The sequence below is a fragment of the Streptomyces sp. NPDC044061 genome, assembly GCF_056434305.1.
Map to the genome: position 1 here is coordinate 1 of NZ_JBWKFL010000122.1, position 6,482 is coordinate 6,482.

The following is a 6,482-nucleotide window of genomic DNA, read 5'->3' on the forward strand; positions in this document are numbered from 1 at the left end:
ATCACCCCCGCGGCCACACGACGGGAAAGGCGACCGCTCAGGCGATCATCGCGTACTCAGCCGATGCCGCGTCAGGAATTGCGCACCAGAGTCCAACCTCTGGGTGTCGGCGTTCGTCTCGATCATGGAACCTCCACAGGTTGGCAACGAGGGGTTGGTCGGGCCTGGTGGTGGGCGGCGATCAGATTGGCCGCCAACTCGGCCGGTGGATCCCTCCGCGACTCGGGGGTCAGGGCGTGATCCGTGCGGCCGAGGCGGCCACGCCGATCACGAAGCCGCACGAGGCGGCCACGAGCACGATCAGCAGGGGTCCGGCGTAACGGGAGGCCCGGGCGACCTGGGCGGCGACACGGCGGTTCACAGCTTCCACCAGGCCCTCCATGGGCGGGTGATGATCTCCCGGTACGTATGGTGCGAGGGGTTGCGGCCACCGTGCGTGAACACCCAGCTCTGCGGTTCGGCGAAGTCGGTGCCGGGCAGTGAGGTCTCGCCACAGACCGCGCACTGCATCGCGTACGTGGTGGGCTCGGCGTCGGGTTCCCGGTCGGGCTGGAGGGTCCACTCCTTGTGGCAGATGATCGCGCGGCTGGTCATCGAACCGCCTCCAGGGCCGTGGCGACGTGCGGGTGCTGGAGTGCGGCACGGAGGGCGTGCGCGTCGGTGAGGGTGTCGTCGTCGGGCAGCTCGCACCAACCGCCGAACCAGTCGTCGATCTGTTCCATTCCGGGCGCGACGAGCCACGAGTTGATGGTGAGATGTCGGACCGGCAGGTCACACCAATTTCCGGCGGTGCCTGTGTCGATGGCGTAGTAGAGGCGTTCGTTGGGCCCGTCGTACAACACCGGGCCGATTGCCGTGCCTGTGGCCCGCAGGTGGGCCAGGGCCAGGAAGCCGACCGCTGCGGGGGTACGTACGAGGTCCCAGCCGTCGCCGACTCGGAGCAGGCGGAGTCCGGGCACGTCGTTGACCATGGGTGCGCTGCGCAGCGCTTCACGGACGGACATCACGCATCCCCTTGGCGCTGGAGGCCGGGACTCACGCCGAACAGAGGCGCACGTTCCGTCGTCGGCCTGATGGGGCGAACCACGATCAGACGGGTGTCTGTTGCTGTTATCTGCCGCTGCCGGTCGGCTACGACGCGCTTTGGGCCGAGGTGGCTGAGGGCAGGGACCACGGCGCCATAGGTGTCGGGCAATTCGAGTGCGTCCAGGAGGCCGACGAAGGCGGGAGAGCGGACGGCCTCCGTCGCCTCGCGGTCGGTGAACACGCCGCACAAAATCAGCTCATGCTGTCGGCAGTACTCGGTGAGGCAGCGTACGAGCGCCGAGTGGCGGGCGGGGCCGCCGGTGACATGACGCAGGTAGCCGAAGACCTGGGGGCAGGCGACGGAGCGGCGTTCGGTGATGAGGTCGTCGTCCATGCCCATAGCGTCGGCCGTCGTGAACGGCCTCGAAATGACCTGCTGTTGTACTTCCGTTGCACTTCCCGCCCCACGTCGTCACCGACAGTGCTTCCATACGTGACGGAGGGAGGTCATCCGTGGTCACCGTGCAGCAATGGACAGGCCGGGAGGCGAGCGCCCTGCGCGCCGCGCTGCGTATGAGCACGCGCGGCTTCGCCGAGCACCTCGGTGTCGCGCTGCGCACGGTCGCCAAGTGGGAGAGCCTCGGTATCGCAACCCAGCCCCGCCCGGATACCCAGGCCATCCTCGACACGGCACTGGCCCGCGCGGACTCCGCTGCTCAGGCCAGGTTCGAGGCGCTGATGTTCCCCGGCAGGAAGAGCGCGCGGCCGGCGGAGTACGAAGCCTGGACCGAGGACGTCGAGCGGGCTGTGGTGTGTGTCAGCCGCCAGAACTTCCCCTTTGCCACCTCACTGTTGAACCGCTGGCTGACTCGACACGACCCGCATGACCTGGATGACAAGGGCCTCTATCTCTACGGCCGTTCCCTCGTGCTTCTGGGCGACCTCCAGCGTGACCAGGGCGCGATCCTCGGTCCGCTCTCCGCCCGGCACTCCTACCTGACCGCCCGCGGCATGTTTACCGACCTCGCCATCCCGCGCCGAGTGGCCCAGATCGAGCTCTCTCTGGCTGTTGTCCAGGAGATGTCTGGCGAGTTGGAAGCCTCCGCCCGTCAGTACGACGTCCTCGCCAGGGACGAGCGCTTGAGCCTCCGCGACCGAGCCAGGGCTCGGCTCTGGGTGGGTACGGCCCTGAGCAAGGAGGGCAACAACGAGTACGCCACCAACGTGATGACGGCTGCCACTCGTGCGTTCGAGGACCTGGGCGAGCCGGAGGACTGGTCGGTCGCCCACCAGAAGCTGGCCCTGGCCCATCGCGGCGCAGGCGACCTCAAGCAGGCCCTGCACTACATCGGCATCGCGCGCACCACCGCCGCGGTCGACTCCCCGATGCAGCGAGTGCGGCTGGACACCGCCTACGGGCACATCCTTCTGTCGGACGCGGCGACCCGGAATGATGGGCTGTCCGTCCTCGATCAGGCGGCGCAGGTGGCCCAGCAGTACGGGCTGAGCCACCAGCTGCGCAGCATCGAGGGCATCCGAAGAGGCCAGCAGGGATGAGCCAGGGAGTGCCAGTGCCGCAGCACGAGCAGCGCCAGATCACCGACGAGCAGTTCCACGACGCGACGCTGATCTGGAACTACCACCAGATGGGCCACGAGCAGCGGCCCTGCTCGGCGGCGATCGGCCTCGGCAGCCACGACCTGGGCGTGGCTACCACAGCAGCCGACCTCTACCGTGCCGGCCTCTTCCCGGTCGTGGTCTTCAGCGGCGGCAACAGCCCCACCACCCGCGCCCGCTTCCCGCGCGGCGAGGCCGTCCACTACCGCGAGCACGCCCTGAGCCTGGACGTTTTGAACGAAGCGATCCTAGTCGAGCCGAAGGCGGCCAACACCGGCCAAAACATCATCTTCTCTCGCGAGCTGCTGGCCGAGGCAGGCATCACGGTCGACTCTCTGCTGCTGATCTCCAAGCCGTACATGGAGCGCCGCTCGTACGCGACCTGCCGCAAGCTGTGGCCCGAGGCAGAGGTCGTCTGTGCCTCCGAGCCACTGGAACTGGACGACTACATCAAGTCCATCGGCGACGAGAAGCTCGTCGTCGACATGCTCGTCGGCGACCTGCAACGGGTGATCGAGTACCCGAAGCTCGGCTTCGCCGTCGAGCAGCACGTACCGGGGGATGTGTATGACGCTTACGATCGCCTCCTGGGCGCCGGCTTCGACAGCCGCCTCATCAGCACCTGAGCCACCCCGTGTCAACTCGTCGGGCGGAGTGTGCGCGATCCACCAGCCGAAGCTGTTCCCACGGCTGTCCACGTTGGCGAAGCTCTTCGCTGCCGACCGGTGGATCGTCCTGGCCGACGTCCAGTTCGCCCGGCGTGATTTCCAGCACCGTGCCCGGATGGCCGCCCTGGACGATCCTGGGCGGCAGCAGTGGCTCACGCTCCCGACACACCTTCCACATGGGCGCCCGACGCTGATCAGCCAGGCACGGCTCGTTGATCCCTGCCGCTCGCGCCGGACGGTCGAACTGCTCGTGCGCCAGTATCACGGCCATAGCCGCCACTGGTATGCCGTGCGTGACGTCTTGCACGCGGTCCTGGACACACTCGACACCTCAGAATGCGTGGCAGACGTCGCGAAAACATCAACGATTGCCCTGCTCACGGCTCTCGGCTGGTCGGGGGAAGTGCTGGACAGCAGCGAGATCCCGACCCGCCAAAGCCGGTCCGAGCGCCTTGCCGACCTCGCCGCGGCCACCGGCAGCACCCAATATCTGTGCGGCACCGGTGGCTTGCGATACCTCGACGTGGGTCCCTTCGATGCCCACGGCATCCCCGTGCTGCCTTTCCGCACCCCTGTGGATACGCATGACCCGCTCTGGCAGTGGAGCCGGCGGATCAGCAGCCTCTGGGCCCTGAGCAAGACCGGGCCCGCGGCGCTGGCGAACCAACTGGCTACCCGACGAGGAGCGCGCTTCCCTGAAGCCTGGGCGTGACTGAGCCGCTACTGCACCAGGCGTAGAACGGGGCACTGTTCCTGGACGTCGAGCAGTTCTCGGACGCGCTTGGTCCTCCAGGCCAACTCGTGCGCCAGCGCAGCCACTGAAAGATCCACTTCCTTACAGGCAAGTTCGAAAGCCTGGCGCAGCAGTGACGGCTGCTCACCGGAGTAGTGTGCAACCGACTCCGGAATGAAGCCCGGTTGGCCGTCCAGGGCTCGGAGGCGTTGGTAAGTACGGCTTGACGTGACATCGGAGATGAGCCCGAGTTCGCGACACCGGTAGACGAGTGAGTGGATGGAGACGCCCCAAACCCGCCTGAGTTCGGCCAAGCAGGCGAAGTCCATACGCTTGGGCAAGAGGGGCAGGATGCTGTCCTGCGGAGTGAGGAACGCGGCGGCGAAGGCATCGGCCTCCTTCTCCTGACAGCTGCCACCAGTGGCGTCCCCGCGGAGTACGAGGTGCCCCAGTTCATGGGCGGCCGTGAAACGGTGGCGGTAGACATCGTCAGCGCGGTGGCCTGCGCCCCCGAGATCCGCGCGTCGCCCTCGGCCTCGGCCTCGGCCAGCGTCCGCTCCTCGTAGGCCCGGGCGTCGGCCGGCTTGCGGACGTCCGCCTGCAACTGCTGTTCCCTGCGGTGCGCCTCCAACTCGGCGAGCCGCCTCCCTGGCCACCATCTCCTGCCGGGCGGCCGCGTCGGCGAGCGGACCGGCCTGGCGGCCCTTCGCCCCCGCGCCTTGTCCCGCTCGGCCTGATAACCGGCCCGCGGGACGCCACAGCCGAACGTGAACTGGCTGGGATGGCCCCAGCCGTCCCCCCTGCTGGGGAGCAGCCGGCGGCCGGGGACACCGCCCGCGCGGGCGTGCCCGCCCAGTCAGGCAGTACGACAAACCCGCCGCCACGGCTCCGGTCCCGGACCGAACCGTGGCGGCGGGCCCCGGAGGGTCGCCGGCGCGCCGGATGGCCAGGCAATCCGCGGTCCCGACCAGGAGGAGGACAGCCTCTTCCGGCTGCTGGATCCCGGCGACTCGCTCGGGGGCGGCCGTGGGGCTGGGGGGTGCGGCAACCGCGTGAGGGCGGGATCAGGCGCGGATGATGCGGGTTCTCAGGCCGTAACCGGACTCCTGGTCGCACACGCCCCTACGGGCCGCCTCGAGCAGTACGGCGTCGATCTGGAAGCGCTGCCAGAGGCAGATCTCGCTGAGGTAGCGGTCAAGTCCGCGGACGGTGAAGCAACACGGCCACCCGAACTCCCCCGCGTGGCTGTAGGTGACGGTGGCGGCCGCCTCGATGCCGTACTGCACAACGCCGTCGTGGAGTCTGGTCGGGGTCGCTGGAGGGGCTGCTCGTGGGCACGGTGTCGTACCGGGGTTTCCGCTTCCCGCCGGAGATCATCAGCCATTACGTGTGGCTGTACCACCTGACAACGCCGCTGCCGGGCCAACACCGCCTTCACCGGTCCTGCCTACCGATGCACGGCCTCCGGGGGGCTGCGCCGGGTCCGGTACGGGCCCGACCTCATCGACGGATGCCTCGCCGGCCGGACTCACTCTGACCGACTCCACGTCGACAACGTCGGTCGCGTGGCAAACCGGGCGGGGGTGCGGGATCGCGACAAGTGATGGCACGTAGTGCTGTACATGTGGCACCGAGTGCCATAGTCTTCGACCGTGCACGGTGGTGGCGCGACCGCGCACAGGCGGGCGCCCCGCGCACGCGGAAATTCCAGCCGCGCGCAGGGAGTTGACCAGCGTGTACCACCACTCAGGAAACGCCACTCATCCCGCTGCCGGCTCCGCGACCGGCCTCCTCGAGCCCGCACGTGACGAGCCGGGGGCTTTGTACTTCCAGCGCTGCACCTGGTGCGACACGGCCACCTACCAGCGGGTGCTGTGCCCGGCCTGTGGAGGCAGCGACCTGCGGACCGAGCGCAGCGAAGGCACCGGCACCGTCCGGCACTCCACCATCGTGCACCGCAACACCCCCGCCGCGCGCAACGCGTCACTGATAGAGATGGGCGAGGGTTTCATCGTCCGAGGCCGGGTCACGGGCCCGCTCCTGGGCATCCACGGCGGCGACCGGGTACGGCTGTCCACCGCGCAGGACCCGGCAGGGGGCGAGCCCGTCTTCCAGCCCCTGGACGAATACCGCACCTGACCCAGGGAGCAGACCTCAAGTTTTTCAATCCTCGTGTGAGCAGGTCAGGTGGAGGGCGAGAACGGCTTGGACGAGGCTGCTGATGCGAGTGGTGCCGCACCGCAGCTTCTGAGGTTGTCGTGTAGGGGTGACGGCTAGTCAGTTCGGTGCTATGTCCTGGATATGAGGTACTCCGACGGTGGTGGCCTGACCGCGGTTGAGCGCGATGCCCGGGAGCGGGTGCGGTTCGAGGCTGCTGGACTGTTTGAGCAAGGGGTGGCGCCGCCGGTGGTGGCCGAGCGGTTGCGGGTGTCGCGCAA

10 protein-coding genes and 1 pseudogene are annotated in these 6,482 nt (G+C 68.4%); 4 read left to right on the forward strand and 7 right to left on the reverse strand.

The window, feature by feature from the left end; translation table 11 throughout:
* Positions 1-229: 229 nt before the first annotated feature.
* Genes AC07CM_RS50125 through AC07CM_RS50140 form a run of 4 tightly spaced genes read right to left on the reverse strand, consistent with a single transcriptional unit; the run spans position 230 to position 1,420 of the window.
* Entirely contained in the window at positions 230-370 is a 141-nt protein-coding gene (locus AC07CM_RS50125) for a hypothetical protein (protein ID WP_478883240.1), read from the reverse strand.
* On the reverse strand, positions 358-594 hold the full coding sequence (locus tag AC07CM_RS50130; RefSeq protein ID WP_478883241.1) for a DUF7848 domain-containing protein: 237 nt from the start codon (positions 592-594) through the stop codon (positions 358-360). Before AC07CM_RS50130 ends, AC07CM_RS50125 begins: the two co-directional genes overlap by 13 nt.
* A complete protein-coding gene (locus AC07CM_RS50135) occupies positions 591-1,004 on the reverse strand; it encodes a hypothetical protein (protein WP_478883242.1) in 414 nt (137 codons plus the stop codon). Before AC07CM_RS50135 ends, AC07CM_RS50130 begins: the two co-directional genes overlap by 4 nt.
* Entirely contained in the window at positions 1,004-1,420 is a 417-nt protein-coding gene (locus AC07CM_RS50140) for a hypothetical protein (protein ID WP_478883243.1), read from the reverse strand. The genes AC07CM_RS50135 and AC07CM_RS50140 overlap by 1 nt, the downstream gene beginning before the upstream one ends.
* Before the next feature lie 119 nt (positions 1,421-1,539).
* Here AC07CM_RS50140 and AC07CM_RS50145 point away from each other — a divergent pair, with 119 nt between their 5' ends.
* The 3 genes from AC07CM_RS50145 to AC07CM_RS50155 are packed head-to-tail and all read left to right on the forward strand — an operon-like array spanning position 1,540 to position 4,023.
* A complete protein-coding gene (locus AC07CM_RS50145; RefSeq protein WP_478883244.1) occupies positions 1,540-2,583 on the forward strand; it encodes a helix-turn-helix domain-containing protein in 1,044 nt (347 codons plus the stop codon).
* Positions 2,580-3,269 carry a YdcF family protein gene (locus AC07CM_RS50150; RefSeq protein WP_478883245.1) on the forward strand — a complete coding sequence of 230 codons (690 nt, stop codon included), beginning with the start codon at positions 2,580-2,582 and terminating at the stop codon, positions 3,267-3,269. The genes AC07CM_RS50145 and AC07CM_RS50150 overlap by 4 nt, the downstream gene beginning before the upstream one ends.
* A gap of 28 nt (positions 3,270-3,297) precedes the next feature.
* Positions 3,298-4,023, forward strand: coding sequence for a WbqC family protein (locus AC07CM_RS50155; protein ID WP_478883246.1), 726 nt, complete (start codon positions 3,298-3,300; stop codon positions 4,021-4,023).
* 8 nt (positions 4,024-4,031) lie between these two features.
* Here the strand turns inward: AC07CM_RS50155 and AC07CM_RS50160 are convergent, their stop codons facing one another.
* The 3 genes and pseudogenes from AC07CM_RS50160 to AC07CM_RS50170 all read right to left on the reverse strand — a co-directional run bounded on the left by AC07CM_RS50160 (position 4,032) and on the right by AC07CM_RS50170 (position 5,330).
* On the reverse strand, positions 4,032-4,496 hold the full coding sequence (locus AC07CM_RS50160) for an ImmA/IrrE family metallo-endopeptidase (protein ID WP_478883249.1): 465 nt from the start codon (positions 4,494-4,496) through the stop codon (positions 4,032-4,034).
* Between the two features lie 41 nt (positions 4,497-4,537).
* Positions 4,538-4,792, reverse strand: a pseudogene (locus tag AC07CM_RS50165) (flotillin family protein); the annotation flags it as partial.
* Positions 4,793-5,108: 316 nt separating this feature from the next.
* Entirely contained in the window at positions 5,109-5,330 is a 222-nt protein-coding gene (locus AC07CM_RS50170; protein WP_478883247.1) for a hypothetical protein, read from the reverse strand.
* Between the two features lie 448 nt (positions 5,331-5,778).
* Here AC07CM_RS50170 and AC07CM_RS50175 point away from each other — a divergent pair, with 448 nt between their 5' ends.
* Positions 5,779-6,183: a Zn-ribbon domain-containing OB-fold protein gene (locus AC07CM_RS50175; protein WP_478883248.1), complete on the forward strand. Its 405-nt coding sequence runs from the start codon at positions 5,779-5,781 to the stop codon at positions 6,181-6,183.
* Positions 6,184-6,482: the final 299 nt, after the last annotated feature.